Origin of the sequence: Streptomyces pseudovenezuelae, assembly GCF_029892565.1 — a bacterium.
GTDB lineage: Bacteria > Actinomycetota > Actinomycetes > Streptomycetales > Streptomycetaceae > Streptomyces > Streptomyces pseudovenezuelae_A.
In genome coordinates this window covers 990,466-1,005,395 of record NZ_JARXVH010000001.1, presented here as the reverse complement: position 1 = coordinate 1,005,395, position 14,930 = coordinate 990,466, and the positions used below count along the sequence as shown (strand labels likewise).

The following is a 14,930-nucleotide window of genomic DNA, read 5'->3' as shown; positions in this document are numbered from 1 at the left end:
AACCGCGGCAATTCCTAGGCCCCTACGGCAGCAAGCGCCGGCGTGAGTGCTTCGTCGAACCTCTCCAATAGCACCTGTGCCACTTCTGGCGCCGGGCCAAGGACCTCGGCAAGCATGTCCGCCTCGCTCGCGCCCTGCGCAATCCGGTCCGGCAGAAATCCGGGAGCGAGAACATACCGGGCAACAGCAACCCGCCCACACCCAAGCGCCCGCAACTCCCGCACCGCATCCTCGGTCCGAGGCAGCGCCGCTGAGGCGAAAGCAGGCCGCACCGCAAACCACCCCCCACGCTGCCACTCCCGCGCGATCCCGGAGATCACCGCGATCGCCTCCGGGTCAGTGGACCCCGCAGACGCCAGCACAACCCCCGTCGATGACCTGTCCGCAGCCGTCAACCCCGCCTCGAACAACCGCCGTTCAAGCGCAGACAGCAACAACGGCGACGGCCCAAGAACCTCCGCCTGCCGAATCCGCAACCGCGCCGGCGCGGACCGCAACACCGCAGGAATATCCGCCTTCGCATGGAACGCCCGGGTCAGCAACAACGGCAACGCGACGACGTCCCGAACCCCCTCCGCCGCCAGCGACTCCAACGCCCCGTTCACGGACGGGACGTTGAAGTCCAGGAACCCGACCTCCACCCGCACCCCCGGCCGCGCCGCCCGAACCCGCCGTACCAGGGCGTGCACGGTCGCCGCATGCCGCGGATCACGGCTGCCGTGGGCGATGACGAGAAGGACCGGAGAGCGCATACGTCGTTCAGCCCTTCACCAACAGACCCCGGCTGCGCAGCACCCACCGCTCCAGCGGACTGAAGATCAGCAGGTCGATCGCGATGCCGACGAACAGGATGAGCAGGATCGCCTCGAACACCATGGCCATGTCGCTGGCGGTGCGCGCGTTCTCCAGCAACTGCCCCAGGCCCACGCCGAGATCGGGGAAACTGGCGATGATCTCGGCCGCCATCAGCGAGCGCCACGAGAACGCCCAGCCCTGCTTCAGACCGGCCACATAGCCCGGCAGCGCGGCTGGCAGGGTGACATGCCAGATGCCCTTGAGACCCGTGGCGCCCATCGTGCGACCCGCGCGCAGGAACAGCGGCGGCACCTGATCGACGCCGGAGACAAGGCCGTTGGCGATGGAGGGGACCGCGCCGAGCAGGATCACCGCGTACATCATCGAGTTGTTCAGGCCCAGCCAGATCACGGCCGGCGGCACCCACGCCACCGACGGCAGGGACTGGAGCCCGGACAGGATCGGGCCGATGGCCGCGCGGATGAACTTCACCCGCGCCACCAGCAGTCCCAGCGGGGTGCCGATGAGCAGCGCGAAGAAGAAGCCCAGCAGACCGCGCGAGACGCTGGTCCAGATGTAGCCGAGCAGATCGCCCTTCAGCCAGGCTTCCTTGAACGCGCTGCCCACGGCGCCGGGGGAGGGCAGCTTGGTCGGGTCGTCGACGATCGGGTAGAGCAGGAACCAGACGGCGAGGACCACGCCGAGCGCGATGATCGGCGGCAGGATCTTGCTGACGAAGGTCTGCCGGAAGGTCGGCCGGCCGGTGGCCGCCGTCTCCAGCGCGTCCAGGCCCGCCTCGACGCTGCCGTTGCCGTTGCCGGCGTCCCGGACCGGTGTGGTCTCAGTGCTGGCCATGACGGCGGATCTCCCCACGCAGGACATCGGTGATCTCGACGGACAGTTCGGCCACGGGCGCGTCCTCGATGCGGCGCGGCTGCGGGATGTCGACCGTCCACTCGCGCGCGATCCGGCCCGGCCGGGAGGACAGCAGGATCACCCGCTGCGCGAGCCGCACCGCCTCACGCACGTTGTGGGTGACGAACAGGACGGAGATCCCGGTCTCCGCCCAGATCCGGGTGATCTCGTCGTGCAGCACGTCCCGGGTGATGGCGTCGAGCGCGGCGAACGGCTCGTCCATCAGCAGCAGATTGCTCTGCTGCGCCAACGAGCGGGCCAGCGCCACGCGTTGGCGCATACCGCCCGACAGTTCGTGCACCCGCTTGCCGTACGCGCCCTTCAGGCGGACCAGTTCGAGGAGTTCCTCGGCCTTGTCGCGCCGCTCGGGCTTGGGAACTCCCCTGAGTTTCAGGGCGAGTTCGATGTTCTTGCCCGCGGTCAGCCACGGGAAGAGGGCGTGCTCCTGGAACATCAGGGCCGGGCGCCCCTCCGTCGTGATGGAGCCGCCGGTGGGTCGGTCGAGGCCCGCCACCAGGTTCAGCAGCGTGGACTTGCCGCAGCCCGAGGCGCCCAGGAGGGTGACGAACTCGCCCGGAGCGACATCGATGCTGATGTCGTCCAGCACGAGCTGCTGCCCACCCGGCGTCGCGAAGGACTTCGAGACATGATCGAGGCGTGCGGCGTACTCGACGGACTCGTCGGCCTTGGCGAGTGTCGTGGTCGTGGCCATGGTCGTCACCTCCTGGGACTCGTCGGGTACGTCAGCTGGTGCCGAGACCGGCGGCGTCTACCGTGCTCTCGCCCGCGGCCTTGAGAACCTTGTTGAGGAGCGTGAGGTCGTAGATGCCGTCGAGGTTCGGCTTCTCCAGCAGACCGGCCTTGACCGCGTGCTCCGCCTCGGAGTTGAGGGTGGAGGCCAGCGGGTCGTCGGTGATCTGGATCGACTTCCAGGCCGGGTCCAGGACGTCGGCGGACAGCGCCTTGCCGGAGTCCGTCTCCAGCTGCTTGTTCGCCGAGGCCTTCGCCGCGTCCGGGTTGGCGTTGATCCACTTGTTGGTCTCGACGGAGGCCTTCAGCACGGCCTCGACGGCCTTCGGGTGCTCCTTGAGGAAGGCGGCCCGCACGATGATGTTCGTGATCACGAACTTCTTGTCCGGCCACAGCGTCGACTCGTCGAGGATCGCCTTGCCGCCCTCGGCGACCAGCTTGGACGCGGTCGGCTCCGGCACCCAGGCGCCGTCGATCGAGCCGGACTTGAAGGCGTCCGGGGTGATCTTGTTGTCGGTGCGGACGACGGTGACGTCACCCTTGCCGCTCTGCGCGTCGACCTTCCAGCCCTGCTCGGCGGCCCAGTTGAGGAACGCCACGTCCTGCGTGTTGCCCAACTGGGGCGTCGCGATCCGCTTGCCCTTGACGTCCTTCAGGGACTTGATCTTCTTCGGGTTGACGACCAGCTTCACGCCGCCGGAGGCCGAACCGCCGATGATCTTCAGGCTCTTGCCGTCGGACTTGGTGTAGCCGTTGATCGCCGGGGAGGGGCCGATCCAGCCGATGTCGATGGAGCCCGAGTTCAGCGCCTCGATCTCGGAGGGACCGGCGTTGAAGATGGCGGGCGCGACCTTGGTGGCGCCGAGCTCCTTCTGGAAGAAGCCCTTCTGCACGCCCACGAGTGCGGTGGCGTGGGTCAGGTTGCCGAAGTAGCCGATCTTGACGGAGTCGAGGCCGTCGATCTTCTTGGCGCCGGCGGCGACCTTGGAGGTTTCCGCCTTGTCGGAGTCGGAGCCGTAACCGCAGGCGGCGAGCGCCAGCAGGGGAAGTGCGGCGAGCACGGCTATGCCGGTGCGAAAGGACCCACTACGGGGTGAGCGGTTGGCAGGCACGGGAGGCGTTCCTCTCGTTGGCCCGGCGGGTCACGGTCTCTCAGGTCGTGGCCGGGAAGTTCGGCAGGGGTCTTCGTCGTGTCCGGGACGTCGGGTGGGGGGACTGGGCGCGCAAGCGGTGCGCGTACGTCAGCACACACATCGCGCCACTCCGCCCTGCCCGCTGCCGAGGGCGCCGCTGCCGACGCGGCCGCCCTCCTTCGCGAACGTGGAGTAGACGTCGGGGGAGTTCATGTCAGAAGTCCCAACTGTCGTCGTCGGCCTCGCCCTTGACCGGCTCCGGCGCCGCGAACGACTCGCCGACCATGCCGGCGGTGAGCGTCGTCCCGTCGTTCGGGTCGATCAGGATGAACGACCCCGTGCGCCGGGAGTCGGCGTAGGAGTCCACCGGCAGGGGCTCCGCGGTGCGGATCTTCACCCGGCCGATGTCGTTGGCGACGAGCTGTCCCGGGTGCGGGTGCAGGGACAGGTCGTCGAGCGTGAGACGGGACGGGATGTCCTTGACGATCGCCTTGACCGTGCGGGTGCCGTGCTTGAGCAGCACCCGGTGGCCGACGGTCAGCGGCTGGTCGGCGACATGGCAGACGGTCGCCTCGACGTCCTGCGTGGTCGCCGGGGCGTCCTTGCTGGGCACGATCAGGTCGCCGCGCGAGATGTCGATGTCGTCCTCCAGCAGGAGGGTCACCGACTGCGTGGTCCAGGCGGCGTCGACCGGCTCGCCGAGCAGGTCGATACCGGAGATCCGGGAGGCGCGGCCCGAGGGCAGTACGGTGACGGGCTCGCCGACGTGGAAGCTGCCGGCGGCGATCTGACCGGCGTATCCCCGGTAGTCCGGGTGCTCGGCGGTCTGCGGCCGGATCACGTACTGCACGGGCAGCCGGGCGTGGCAGTGGCTCAGGTCGTGGGCGACCGGGACCGTCTCCAGGTGCTCCAGGACGGTCGGGCCGCCGTACCAGTCCATGTTCGCGGACGGCTCCACCACGTTGTCACCGGCGAGCGCCGAGATCGGGATCGCGGTGACCTCCGGGACGCCCAACTCGTGCGCGTACGCCGTGAATTCCTCGGCGATCGCCGCGAAGACGGACTCCTTGTACTCGACCAGGTCCATCTTGTTGACGGCGAGCACCGCGTGCGGGACGCGCAGCAGGGCCGCGATCGCCGCGTGCCGGCGGGTCTGCTCGACGACGCCGTTGCGCGCGTCGACCAGGATCACCGTCAGCTCGGCGGTGGAGGCACCGGTGACCATGTTGCGGGTGTACTGCACGTGGCCGGGGGTGTCGGCGAGGATGAACCGCCGCTTGGGGGTGGCGAAGTAGCGGTAGGCGACGTCGATGGTGATGCCCTGCTCGCGCTCCGCGCGCAGGCCGTCGGTCAGCAGCGCGAGGTCCGGGCCCTCGGCGCCGCGGCTCGCCGAGGCACGCTCCACGGCCTCCAGCTGATCGGTGAGGATCGACTTGGAGTCGTGCAACAGGCGCCCGACGAGCGTGGACTTGCCGTCGTCGACCGAACCGGCCGTCGCGAACCGCAGCAGGGTCGTCTCGGCGAGTTCCGTGAGTTCCGTGGTGCTCATGCTTAGAAGTACCCCTCGCGCTTGCGGTCTTCCATCGCGGCCTCGGACATCTTGTCGTCGGCCCGGGTCGCGCCGCGCTCGGTCAGCCGGGAGGCGGTGATCTCGGCGATGACGGTGTCCAGCGTGGTCGCCTCGGAGTCGACGGCGCCCGTGCAGGACATGTCACCGACGGTCCGGTAGCGCACGAGCCGCTTCTCGACGGTCTCGCTGTCGCGCGGCCCGCCCCACTCGCCCGCGGTCAGCCACATGCCGGCCCGCTGGAACACCTCGCGCTCGTGCGCGAAGTAGATCTGCGGCAGCTCGATGCCCTCGCGGGCGATGTACTGCCAGACGTCCAGTTCGGTCCAGTTGGAGAGCGGGAACACGCGGACGTGTTCGCCGGGTGCGTGGCGGCCGTTGTACAGATTCCACAGCTCGGGCCGCTGCCGGCGCGGGTCCCACTGCGAGAACTCGTCCCGCAGCGAGAACACCCGCTCCTTGGCGCGGGCCTTCTCCTCGTCCCGCCGTCCACCACCGAAGACCGCGTCGAACTTCTCGTGCTGGATCTTCTCGGTCAACGGCAGCGTCTGGAGCGGATTACGGGTCCCGTCGGGACGCTCCTTCAGCACACCGCGGTCGATGTACTCCTGCACGGACGCCACATGGAGCCGCAGGCCGTACTGCTCCACCGTCCGGTCCCGGTACTCAAGAACCTCGGGGAAGTTGTGTCCCGTGTCGACGTGCAGCAGCGAGAAGGGGACCGCCGCCGGAGCGAACGCCTTCAGCGCCAGGTGCAGCATGACGATGGAGTCCTTGCCGCCGGAGAAGAGGACCACCGGCCGCTCGAACTCGCCCGCCACCTCGCGGAAGATGTGCACCGCCTCGGACTCCAGGGCGTCCAGGTGGGAGAGGGCGTACGGACTGGCCGTACCGTCCTCGGTCGTGGCGACGGTCGTCATGCCAGTCCCCTCTCGGTGAGCAGCGCGTGGAGCGCCGCCGCGGACTCCTGGACGGTCTGGTGCTGGGACTCGATGCGCAGGTCGGGCGACTCGGGCACCTCGTAGGGGTCGTCGACCCCGGTGAGCCCGCTCAGTTCGCCCGCCGCCTGCTTGGCGTACAGACCCTTCACGTCCCGCACGGAACACACCTCGACCGGGGTCGCCACATGCACCTCCAGGTACGCGGCGCCGCTCTCCTGGTGGCGCCCCCGCACCTCCTCGCGGCTGTCCGCGTACGGCGCGATGACCGGGACCAGCGCCTTGACGCCGTTGCGGGCGAGCAGTTCGGCGAGGAAGCCGATGCGCTGCACGTTGGTGTGCCGGTCCGCGCGGCTGAAGCCGAGGCCCGCGGAGATGAACTCGCGGATCTCGTCCCCGTCGAGCACCTCGACGCGGTGGCCCTCCTCGCGCAGCCGGCCGGCCAGCTCGTAGGCGATGGTGGTCTTGCCGGCGCTCGGCAGACCCGTGAGCCAGACGGTGGCTCCGGTCGTCACGTGTGTCTCCTGAATCTCCTGAGTGATCGTCATGGTCAGCCGTGCAGCCCGCACTCGGTCTTGTTGCGGCCCGCCCAGCGCCCGGCCCGGGCGTCCTCGCCCTCCAGGACGCGGCGCGTGCAGGGGGCGCAGCCGACGGACGCGTAGCCGTCCATCAGCAACGGGTTGGTCAGTACGCCGTGTTCGGCCACGTAGGCGTCCACGTCGTCCTGGCTCCAGCGGGCGATCGGCGAGACCTTGACCTTCTGGCGCTTCTCGTCCCAGCCGACGACCGGGGTGTTCGCCCGGGTCGGGGACTCGTCGCGGCGCAATCCGGTCGCCCAGGCCAGGTACTTGGTCAGGCCCTGCTCCAGCGGCTGGACCTTGCGCAGCTTGCAGCACAGGTCGGGGTCGCGGTCGTGCAGCTTGGGGCCGTACTCCGCATCCTGCTCGGCGACCGTCTGGCGCGGGGTGAGCGTGATGACGTTGACGTCCATCACGGCCTCGACCGCGTCACGGGTGCCGATGGTCTCCGGGAAGTGGTAGCCGGTGTCGAGGAACACGACGTCCACGCCGGGCCTGGCCCGGGAGGCGAGGTGGGCGACGACCGCGTCCTCCATGGAGGAGGTCACGCAGAACTGCTTGCCGAAGGTGTCGACGGCCCACTGGAGGATCTCCAGCGCGGAGGCGTCCTCCAGGTCGCGGCCCGCCTGCTCGGCGAGCGCCTTCAAGTCGTCGGTCGTGCGGTCTTCCTGAACGGTGGTCATATCTCGTCCCCTCCCGTTTCGTTGAGCTGGAGCCCCCGGGACAGCAGCCCGAGGAACTTCAACTGGAAGGCTCGATTGCACGCTCCGCATTCCCACGCGCCGTGGCCCTGCTCGCTGGGACGCAGGTCCTCGTCGCCGCAGTAGGGGCAGTAGAAGGGGGCGGCCCGCTCGCTCACGACAGGGCCTCCTCGGAGGCACGGGTGGCCCAGGCGGCGAACCGCTCACCGTCCTCGCGCTCCTCCTGGAACCGCTTGAGGACGCGCTCGACGTAGTCGGTCAGCTCGTCCGAAGTGACCTTCAGGCCACGGACCTTGCGGCCGAACCCGGCCTCCAGGCCGAGCGCGCCGCCGAGGTGCACCTGGAAGCCCTCGACCTGCTCGCCCTGGTCGTTGAGGACCAACTGGCCCTTGAGACCGATGTCCGCGACCTGGATGCGGGCGCAGGCGTTCGGGCAGCCGTTGACGTTGATGGTGATCGGCTCGTCGAACTCCGGGATGCGGCGCTCCAGTTCATCGATCAGCGCGGCGCCGCGCGCCTTGGTCTCGACGATGGCGAGCTTGCAGTACTCGATGCCGGTGCAGGCCATGGTGCCGCGCCGGAAGGAGGAGGGCCTGGCGGTCAGGTCCAGCGCCGCGAGGCCCTCGACCAGCGAGTCGACCTGGTCCTCCTCGACGTCGAGCACGATCATCTTCTGCTCGACGGTGGTACGGACCCGGCCCGAGCCGTGCGCCTCGGCCAGCTCGGCGATCTTCGTGAGGGTGGCGCCGTCGATACGGCCGACGCGCGGGGCGAAACCGACGTAGAAACGCCCGTCCTGCTGGCGGTGGACGCCGACGTGGTCGCGCCAGCGGGCCACCGGCTGCGCGGGCGCGGGACCGTCGACGAGCTTGCGCTTGAGGTACTCGTCCTCCAGGACCTGGCGGAACTTCTCCTGGCCCCAGTCGGCGACGAGGAACTTCAGGCGGGCACGCGTGCGCAGCCGCCGGTAGCCGTAGTCGCGGAAGATGCCGATCACGCCGGCCCAGACGTCCGGGACCTCGTCCAGCGGGACCCAGGCGCCGAGCCGGACGCCGATCTTCGGGTTGGTGGACAGGCCGCCGCCGACCCACAGGTCGAAACCGGGACCGTGCTCGGGGTGCTCGACACCGACGAACGCGATGTCGTTGATCTCGTGGGCCACGTCCAGGAGCGGGGAGCCGGAGATCGCGGTCTTGAACTTGCGCGGCAGGTTGGAGAATTCCTTGGTGCCGATGTAGCGGCTCTGGATCTCGTCGATGGCCGGTGTGCCGTCGATGATCTCGTCCTCGGCGATGCCGGCGACGGGCGAGCCGAGGATCACGCGGGGCGTGTCACCGCAGGCCTCGGTGGTGGACAGACCGACCGCCTCCAGGCGGTTCCAGATCTCCGGCACGTCCTCGATCCGGATCCAGTGGTACTGGACGTTCTGCCGGTCGGTGAGGTCGGCCGTGCCGCGCGCGAACTCCTGCGAGATCTCGCCGATCACGCGCAGCTGGTCCGTGGTCAGCCGGCCGCCGTCGATGCGGACGCGCAGCATGAAGTACTTGTCGTCCAGCTCCTCCGGCTCCAGGATCGCGGTCTTGCCGCCGTCGATCCCGGGCTTGCGCTGGGTGTAAAGCCCCCACCAGCGCATCCGGCCGCGGAGGTCGTTCGGGTCGATCGAGTCGAAGCCGCGCTTCGAGTAGATCGTCTCAATGCGTGTCCGCACATTGAGACCGTCGTCGTCCTTCTTGAACTGCTCGTTGCCGTTGAGCGGGGTGAAGTGTCCCGCTGCCCACTGACCCTCACCGCGGTGACGGCTCACCTTGCGGCGGGGCGCTGCGGCAGCAGGGTTCTGCGGGGTGGCGGCCATGGTTGTACGTCCTCCGGGACAGACGGTGAGCGGCTCTTACCTGCGGGTACGGGCGCATGGGTGTACCTGCGCGGCGTTGCGCGGGGTGAGACGTATGCAGGAGATGTCGGTGTCGCTGCGGCTCTCAGCTCGCCGGACAGATGGCGCTGGACATGCGGCCGAGGTCGACGTGCCGCCGACTCACCAAGGCAATTCCAGTTCCGGACATGACGGAAGCGTGTCACGGCGTTCTGGACACAGTCCAGCTTCGTCCGACATGCGGACACCCTTGTCTCGAAGTGCGAGACGAGGGTGTCATCGATCACATGCGCCGCGCACGGTCTTGTCCGCGCAGGTCAGGCGGGGTATGCCCCGGGCCAGGGGCCCGGCGTGGCCACCTCCCGCTCCTCCTCGACCTTGGTGTCGAAGAGGGTGAAGCCCCGGCGCAGGTAGTTGTCCATGGCGTGCTCCCCGTCCTTGCTGCATGTATGCAGCCAGACCCGCTTCGTGCGCGCGAGACCCGGCCAGCGGTCCGCGAGATCCCAGGCCCGGGCGGCGCCGTACGACAGCAGGTGGCCGCCGATCCGGCGGCCACGGAAGGCCGGGATCAGCCCGAAGTAGGCGATCTCCACGACCCCGTCGTCCTGCGGCTCCAGCTCCACGTAGCCGGCGGGTGTCCCGCGCTCGTGGGCGACCCACGTCTCCACGCCCGGCCGGTCCAGATACTGCTCCCAGCGCGCGTACGGCCAGCCGAGCCGGTCGATCCAGCGGATGTCGCCGCCGACGGAGGCGTACAGGAAGCGGCTGAACTCGGGGGAGGGCAGCTCGGAGCGGACGATCCGCACGTCCCCGTCCGGTGCGGCGGCCGGCAGCAGGTCGGTCGGGGCGGTCTGCTCCAGGGACCAGGTGGTCACGGGGAAGGTGCTCATGCCCGTCAGGGAATCATCTAGCCCGCGGACTTGTCGATCGAGGCCAGCGGCAGCGCGTACAGCATCCGCCCGGACTGGGACCAGACCTCGCCGGTCTCCGCCCAGTAGGAGAGCGAACCCGCCCGGCCGCTCCAGCACTGGTGCGAGGCGTCCGAGCCGCACTCGGTGGTCTTCGCCTTGTGCGCGTCCTGCCGCCAGAGGGTGCCGTGGTCGCCCGCGGTGTCGGCCGCACGGTCCAGATACCAGGTGGACCCGTGCGACAGAACGCCCGCCACCCCGGTCACCTTCGTCTCGTAGGCCGCGTCCGCGATCGCGTACCCGGCCGAGTCGACGGCCGGCAGCCCGGCCCGCGCCGGGTCCGAACTGAGCGCGTAGCGCCACAGCCGGGTGCGCAGATCACCGTCCACGGGCACCCGCTCGCTCGCGACCAGGCTGTCGGGCGCGGTGCTGCGGTCGAGGGAGATCGCCGTGGGGCGGGGGGACCCGCTGCCGAGCGCGTACGAGCCGATCGCGGGCAGCACATACCGGTAGCCGTACGCCGCCCAGCCGCCGCGCACCTTGCCGACCTTGCCGCTGTCGACGCCGGCCCGCTGCACGCGGCGCATGTCGTACACGTAGAGGCCGGCGGTGGTGGTGACCAGCAGCTTGCCCTGGTACCAGACCATGCCGGAGACGGCCGAGGACAGGCCCCGGTAGTCGCGTCCGCCGTCCGTCGGGACCACGAGGAGTGCCCAGGTGTACGTCAGATGCGCGGGATCGTCGGCGTTCACGAAGGCGACCCGGGCGAGGCCGGTGCCCTTGCCGTGCTCGGTGTCGTGGCTCCAGCCGGAGAGGATCACCCGGTTCTCGCCCCAGTGACCGTCGTTGTCCGCGTCCCCGGAGGTGGTGACCGCGCCGGCCTGCCAGCCGCTGGTGTCGGCGGTGTCAAAGCAGTACGCGCGCGTGGCCGTCGGTTCGACGGGCAGGGCGCTGCGCTCGGTGGTCGTGCAGTCGGCCGCGCCGCGCAGGGTGCGGTCGGTGTCGTCGAGGACGGCGCGGACGCCGACCGGCTTGCCCATGGAGGAGGAGAGTCGGTCGAGGGTGTCCTGCGGGACCAGGCGCTCCTGGAGTCGGAGGCCGGCCCCCTTGGCGTCGGCCGCCAGGGGCTTCAGGCCCCCGGGACTGTCACTGACGGTGGCCTGCGAAGCGCTGATCATGGTGGCGGCCGCGGTGAGTGCGAGGGCGGTCCCGGCGAGGAAGCCGCGCACCGCCTGGCCGCGCCTTTGCCTGCGGTGTCTGCCGCGTTGCTTCATCGAACCTCCCGAGGCGAGCCAACTGCGGCTGTTGGTCCGAGCGTTGACCAAGGAGCAGGTGGGGTGGCCCGTAGTGGGATGCTACGGCAGGCAAGGGCCGCAGGGGACGAAGACCCTGCAAATATGCGGAAGATGCCATCGCTTGGGCACGCACGGTGACGGAACGGCATATTCATGGGCTCAGGTCGGGGGCTTCAGGGGCTTCCGCCGGAGTCCTCCGCGGGCCTCGGCCGGCATCCTCAAGGGGTCTCTGTCGGTTTCCGACCCGCTGTCAATGCCGGGGCCGTCGAGTGAGGCAGGAGGTCCAGCGGGTCGTCGGGGGTGAGCACTTCGACCTCCGCCTGCTCGCAGAAACGATACGGCCGATGCTCCAACAGCCCCCCGAGATACCGGCGTACGCGTGACATCTCGGCCCGCACCGTCACCGTACGGCCCGCGTCGCCGAACACGTCCTCGGCCAGGCCGGCCGCACTGCGCCCGGTGCGGTGCAGTGCCAGCAGGTAGAGCAACTCGGCGTGCCGGGGGCTCAGTTCGTGGGTCCAGGAGCCCGCGCATCCCGACACCGTCACCGACCAGCGGCGCGGGCGCGTCAGGTCCAGCACGATGCGGGTGGCGCCGCGCGGACCCGGATCGTCGGACGCCCTGATCAGCCAGCCCTCGGCCAGCGGCTCCACCGAGCACGGCCCGAGCGGCGGCAGCCACCGGCGGCCCGGCGCAAGGGACTTGGGCAGCGTGATCCGGCTGGCGGCCGGCAGTCCGGTCACCGCGGCGGTCCAGCCGTCCCGGTCCACCACCAGGGCCCGCCCGGTCAGCCGGGCCAGCACCGGGGCCGCCACCGCGCGCAGCCGCTCCAGCGAGGTCAGATGCAGTTCGCGCAGCCCGGCCTCGGCGAGCTTGGCCACCGAGTCGACCCAGGCGAGCGTGGCCGGGTGCATCGTCTCCAGCGGTCCGCTGACGTCCACCACCCCGAGCAGCCGGCCGTCGCGCGGGTCGGTGATCGGGGCGCCGGTACAGGTCCAGGTGGCCAGTGAGCGCACGAAGTGCTCGGAGGCGAAGATCTGTACGGGCCTGCGCACCACCGCCGGGGTGCCCACGCCGTTGGTGCCGACGACCTCCTCGCGCCAGTCGGCGCCGACCTCGAAGCCCAGCCCGTCGGCCCGGCGCAGCACCGGTGTGCTGCCCTCCCGCCACAGCACCCGGCCGTCCGCACCGGCCACGACCATGATGTGGTGCGCGACGTCCGCGACCGACAACAGCCCCTCCCGCAGCACCGGCAGGACATGCCGCAGCTCCGTCGACTCCCGCCGTCGCCGCACCTCGTCGGTGGACAGCACCCCGGCCCGCAGGTCCCGCTCGGGATCGACACCGCTGCGCAGCGTGCGCCCCCAGGACTGCTCGATCACCGGCCGCGGCGCGACGGGCGCGCGCTGCCCCGCGAGTGTGGCGGAGCGGACCTCGCTGAGCACCCGCGCCGCGCGCGTGGTGTCGACCGCGGCGAGCTGAGTGACGTCCGCCGGCGAGAGCGCCACGGGACCTCCAGGGAGAAGGGGGCGGGACCGCCGGCGCACCGGCGCGATTCGGCCACGGAGCCGACAATCCGTTGACTGACCGTCTCATAGTGCCGTTTCCGCCTGAGGGAAGTGCACTGTCCAGCCACAGAAAGCAGCAAGTTGCAACCCTCTGCAACCCTGGTGAACTGCCAAACCCTGGTTGAAACTTGAGCAACGCCGTCCCGAGCGGCGTACCAGGCCTGTCTACGGGCCACTTGGCGGGGGTGGTGCCGTGTCGGCGCAGCACCACCCCCGCGTCCGGCCCTCCGTGCAGGTCAGGACAGCGGCCGGGCCCGCTCCACCACCGACGCCAGGTCGAGCGTGGAGGGCAGCGTCCCGAAGGTCGCACCCCCGTCGCTGCCCAACCGCGAGGCGCAGAAGGCGTCCGCCACCTCGGATGGCGCGAACCGGACCAGCAGTGACCCCTGCAGCACCAGCGCGAGCCGCTCCACCAGCCGTCGCGCGCGTCCCTCGACGCCCTCCAGATCGGCGAGTTCGGTCAGCACGCCCTTGATCGCCGCGTCCAGCCGATGGTCCGCGCCCCGCGCCCGGCCGACCTCCTGGAGATACGCGTCCAGCGCGGCCGGCTCCCGTTGCAACGCCCGCAGCACGTCCAGCGCCTGGACGTTGCCTGCGCCCTCCCACACCGAGTTGAGCGGCGACTCGCGCACCAGCCGGGGCAGTCCGGACTCCTCGACATAACCGTTGCCGCCCAGACACTCGGCGGCCTCGACCGCGACCGGCGTACAGCGTTTGGTCACCCAGTACTTGGCCGTCGGCACCGCGATCCGCAGCAGCGCCCGCTCCTGCTCGCCCCCGTCGTCGTACGCCGCCGCGAGCCGCAGTGCGAGGGTGGTGGCCGCCTCGGACTCCAGCGCGAGGTCGGCCAGGACGTTGCGCATCAGCGGCTGGTCGACGAGCTTCGCGCCGAACGCCTCGCGGTGGGTGCAGTGGTGGACGGCCTGCGCGACGGCCTGGCGCATCAGCCCCGCCGAACCCAGCACACAGTCGAGGCGGGTGGCCGTCACCATGTCGATGATCGTGCGCACCCCGTGCCCCTCCTCGCCGACCCGGCGCGCCCAGGTGCCGTCGAACTCGACCTCGCCGGACGCGTTGGAGCGGTTGCCCAGCTTGTCCTTGAGGCGCTGGAGCAGGAACACGTTCCGGGTGCCGTCCGCCAGGACGCGCGGCACCAGGAAGCAGGTCAGTCCGCCCGGAGCCCGGGCCAGGACCAGGAAGCCGTCCGACATCGGCGCCGAGCAGAACCACTTGTGGCCGGTCAGCTCGTAGGTGCCGTCCTCGGCGAGTGGCCGTGCGGTCGTCGCGTTCGTACGGACGTCGCTGCCGCCCTGCTTCTCCGTCATCCCCATCCCGAACAGCGCCCCGGCCTTGAGGCGGGCGGGGCGCAGCTCGCGGTCGTAGACCATCGACGTCAGCCGCGGCTCCCACTCGGCGGCCAGCTCCGAATCGGAGCGCAGGGCGGGCACCGCCGCGTGGGTCATCGACAGAGGACAGCAGTTGCCGGCCTCGACCTGCGTCCACACCAGGAACGCGGCGGCCCGGCGGACATGGCCGCCGGGCCGGTTCCAGGCGGCCGTCAGCCCCGCCGCGACGCCCTTGCCGAGCAGCCGGTGCCAGGCCGGGTGGAAGTCGACCTCGTCGATCCGGTGGCCGTGCCGGTCGTGCGTGCGCAGTTGCGGCGGGTTCTCGTTGGCCTGCGCCCCCCACTCCTGCACCTGCGCCGACCCGGCGGCCCGGCCGAGGGCGGCCAGTTCGTCACCGGCCTCCTCGGACAGGTCCGGGTCGAGGTGGCGTTCGACGGCCTCCGTCAGGACGCGGTCGGCGGTGTAGACGTCGTAGCCGGTCAGGGGCGGGGGCTGGTTGGTCACGGTGTGGGTGGTTCGTGCCATGTCCGCGAACCTACCGCGCACGGGCCTGCACCGAAGCGACT

Annotated in this window: 15 protein-coding genes; all 15 read right to left on the bottom strand. The window is 70.4% G+C overall.

Annotated elements, in window-relative coordinates; translation table 11 throughout:
• Positions 1-14: 14 nt before the first annotated feature.
• The gene (locus tag M2283_RS04415; RefSeq protein ID WP_280874612.1) at positions 15-752 is read right to left on the bottom strand and encodes a sirohydrochlorin chelatase; all 738 of its coding nucleotides are present in this window, start codon (positions 750-752) and stop codon (positions 15-17) included.
• Positions 753-759: 7 nt separating this feature from the next.
• Positions 760-1,650: an ABC transporter permease gene (locus M2283_RS04410; protein ID WP_280874611.1), complete on the bottom strand. Its 891-nt coding sequence runs from the start codon at positions 1,648-1,650 to the stop codon at positions 760-762.
• Positions 1,637-2,422 carry an ABC transporter ATP-binding protein gene (locus M2283_RS04405; protein ID WP_280874610.1) on the bottom strand — a complete coding sequence of 262 codons (786 nt, stop codon included), beginning with the start codon at positions 2,420-2,422 and terminating at the stop codon, positions 1,637-1,639. The genes M2283_RS04410 and M2283_RS04405 overlap by 14 nt, the downstream gene beginning before the upstream one ends.
• Positions 2,423-2,453: 31 nt before the next feature.
• Positions 2,454-3,572, bottom strand: a complete 1,119-nt coding sequence (locus tag M2283_RS04400) for an aliphatic sulfonate ABC transporter substrate-binding protein (RefSeq protein ID WP_280874609.1) — start codon at positions 3,570-3,572, stop codon at positions 2,454-2,456.
• Between the two features lie 235 nt (positions 3,573-3,807).
• The gene (locus M2283_RS04395; protein WP_280874608.1) at positions 3,808-5,142 is read right to left on the bottom strand and encodes a sulfate adenylyltransferase subunit 1; all 1,335 of its coding nucleotides are present in this window, start codon (positions 5,140-5,142) and stop codon (positions 3,808-3,810) included.
• A gap of 2 nt (positions 5,143-5,144) precedes the next feature.
• Positions 5,145-6,080 (bottom strand): sulfate adenylyltransferase subunit CysD, encoded by a 936-nt coding sequence (gene cysD, locus M2283_RS04390; protein WP_280874607.1) that lies wholly within the window; start codon positions 6,078-6,080, stop codon positions 5,145-5,147.
• Positions 6,077-6,646, bottom strand: coding sequence for an adenylyl-sulfate kinase (gene cysC, locus M2283_RS04385; RefSeq protein WP_280874606.1), 570 nt, complete (start codon positions 6,644-6,646; stop codon positions 6,077-6,079). The genes cysD and cysC overlap by 4 nt, the downstream gene beginning before the upstream one ends.
• A 2-nt stretch (positions 6,647-6,648) precedes the next feature.
• A complete protein-coding gene (locus tag M2283_RS04380) occupies positions 6,649-7,359 on the bottom strand; it encodes a phosphoadenylyl-sulfate reductase (protein ID WP_280874605.1) in 711 nt (236 codons plus the stop codon).
• On the bottom strand, positions 7,356-7,535 hold the full coding sequence (locus M2283_RS04375) for a hypothetical protein (protein ID WP_280874604.1): 180 nt from the start codon (positions 7,533-7,535) through the stop codon (positions 7,356-7,358). The genes M2283_RS04380 and M2283_RS04375 overlap by 4 nt, the downstream gene beginning before the upstream one ends.
• The gene (locus M2283_RS04370; protein WP_280874603.1) at positions 7,532-9,229 is read right to left on the bottom strand and encodes a nitrite/sulfite reductase; all 1,698 of its coding nucleotides are present in this window, start codon (positions 9,227-9,229) and stop codon (positions 7,532-7,534) included. The genes M2283_RS04375 and M2283_RS04370 overlap by 4 nt, the downstream gene beginning before the upstream one ends.
• A 124-nt stretch (positions 9,230-9,353) precedes the next feature.
• Complete coding sequence (locus tag M2283_RS51600; protein WP_309486338.1) at positions 9,354-9,437, bottom strand: putative leader peptide; 84 nt, start codon at positions 9,435-9,437, stop codon at positions 9,354-9,356.
• A 127-nt stretch (positions 9,438-9,564) separates the two neighbouring features.
• Entirely contained in the window at positions 9,565-10,137 is a 573-nt protein-coding gene (locus tag M2283_RS04365) for a GNAT family N-acetyltransferase (protein ID WP_280874602.1), read from the bottom strand.
• Between the two features lie 17 nt (positions 10,138-10,154).
• Complete coding sequence (locus tag M2283_RS04360; RefSeq protein ID WP_280874601.1) at positions 10,155-11,429, bottom strand: hypothetical protein; 1,275 nt, start codon at positions 11,427-11,429, stop codon at positions 10,155-10,157.
• A gap of 239 nt (positions 11,430-11,668) precedes the next feature.
• Entirely contained in the window at positions 11,669-12,958 is a 1,290-nt protein-coding gene (locus tag M2283_RS04355) for a GAF domain-containing protein (RefSeq protein WP_280874600.1), read from the bottom strand.
• Positions 12,959-13,254: 296 nt separating this feature from the next.
• Positions 13,255-14,889 (bottom strand): acyl-CoA dehydrogenase family protein, encoded by a 1,635-nt coding sequence (locus M2283_RS04350; protein WP_280874599.1) that lies wholly within the window; start codon positions 14,887-14,889, stop codon positions 13,255-13,257.
• Positions 14,890-14,930 lie beyond the last annotated feature (41 nt).

Bases quoted from the DNA above. Each gene is read 5' to 3' on its own strand.
- M2283_RS04415 (WP_280874612.1), bottom strand. From the start codon at position 752: ATGCGCTCTCCGGTCCTTCTCGTCATCGCCCACGGCAGCCGTGATCCG.
- M2283_RS04410 (WP_280874611.1), bottom strand. From the start codon at position 1,650: ATGGCCAGCACTGAGACCACACCGGTCCGGGACGCCGGCAACGGCAAC.
- M2283_RS04405 (WP_280874610.1), bottom strand. From the start codon at position 2,422: ATGGCCACGACCACGACACTCGCCAAGGCCGACGAGTCCGTCGAGTAC.
- M2283_RS04395 (WP_280874608.1), bottom strand. From the start codon at position 5,142: ATGAGCACCACGGAACTCACGGAACTCGCCGAGACGACCCTGCTGCGG.
- cysD (WP_280874607.1), bottom strand. From the start codon at position 6,080: ATGACGACCGTCGCCACGACCGAGGACGGTACGGCCAGTCCGTACGCC.
- cysC (WP_280874606.1), bottom strand. From the start codon at position 6,646: ATGACGATCACTCAGGAGATTCAGGAGACACACGTGACGACCGGAGCC.
- M2283_RS04380 (WP_280874605.1), bottom strand. From the start codon at position 7,359: ATGACCACCGTTCAGGAAGACCGCACGACCGACGACTTGAAGGCGCTC.
- M2283_RS04370 (WP_280874603.1), bottom strand. From the start codon at position 9,229: ATGGCCGCCACCCCGCAGAACCCTGCTGCCGCAGCGCCCCGCCGCAAG.
- M2283_RS51600 (WP_309486338.1), bottom strand. From the start codon at position 9,437: ATGTCCGGAACTGGAATTGCCTTGGTGAGTCGGCGGCACGTCGACCTC.
- M2283_RS04365 (WP_280874602.1), bottom strand. From the start codon at position 10,137: ATGAGCACCTTCCCCGTGACCACCTGGTCCCTGGAGCAGACCGCCCCG.
- M2283_RS04360 (WP_280874601.1), bottom strand. From the start codon at position 11,429: ATGAAGCAACGCGGCAGACACCGCAGGCAAAGGCGCGGCCAGGCGGTG.
- M2283_RS04350 (WP_280874599.1), bottom strand. From the start codon at position 14,889: ATGGCACGAACCACCCACACCGTGACCAACCAGCCCCCGCCCCTGACC.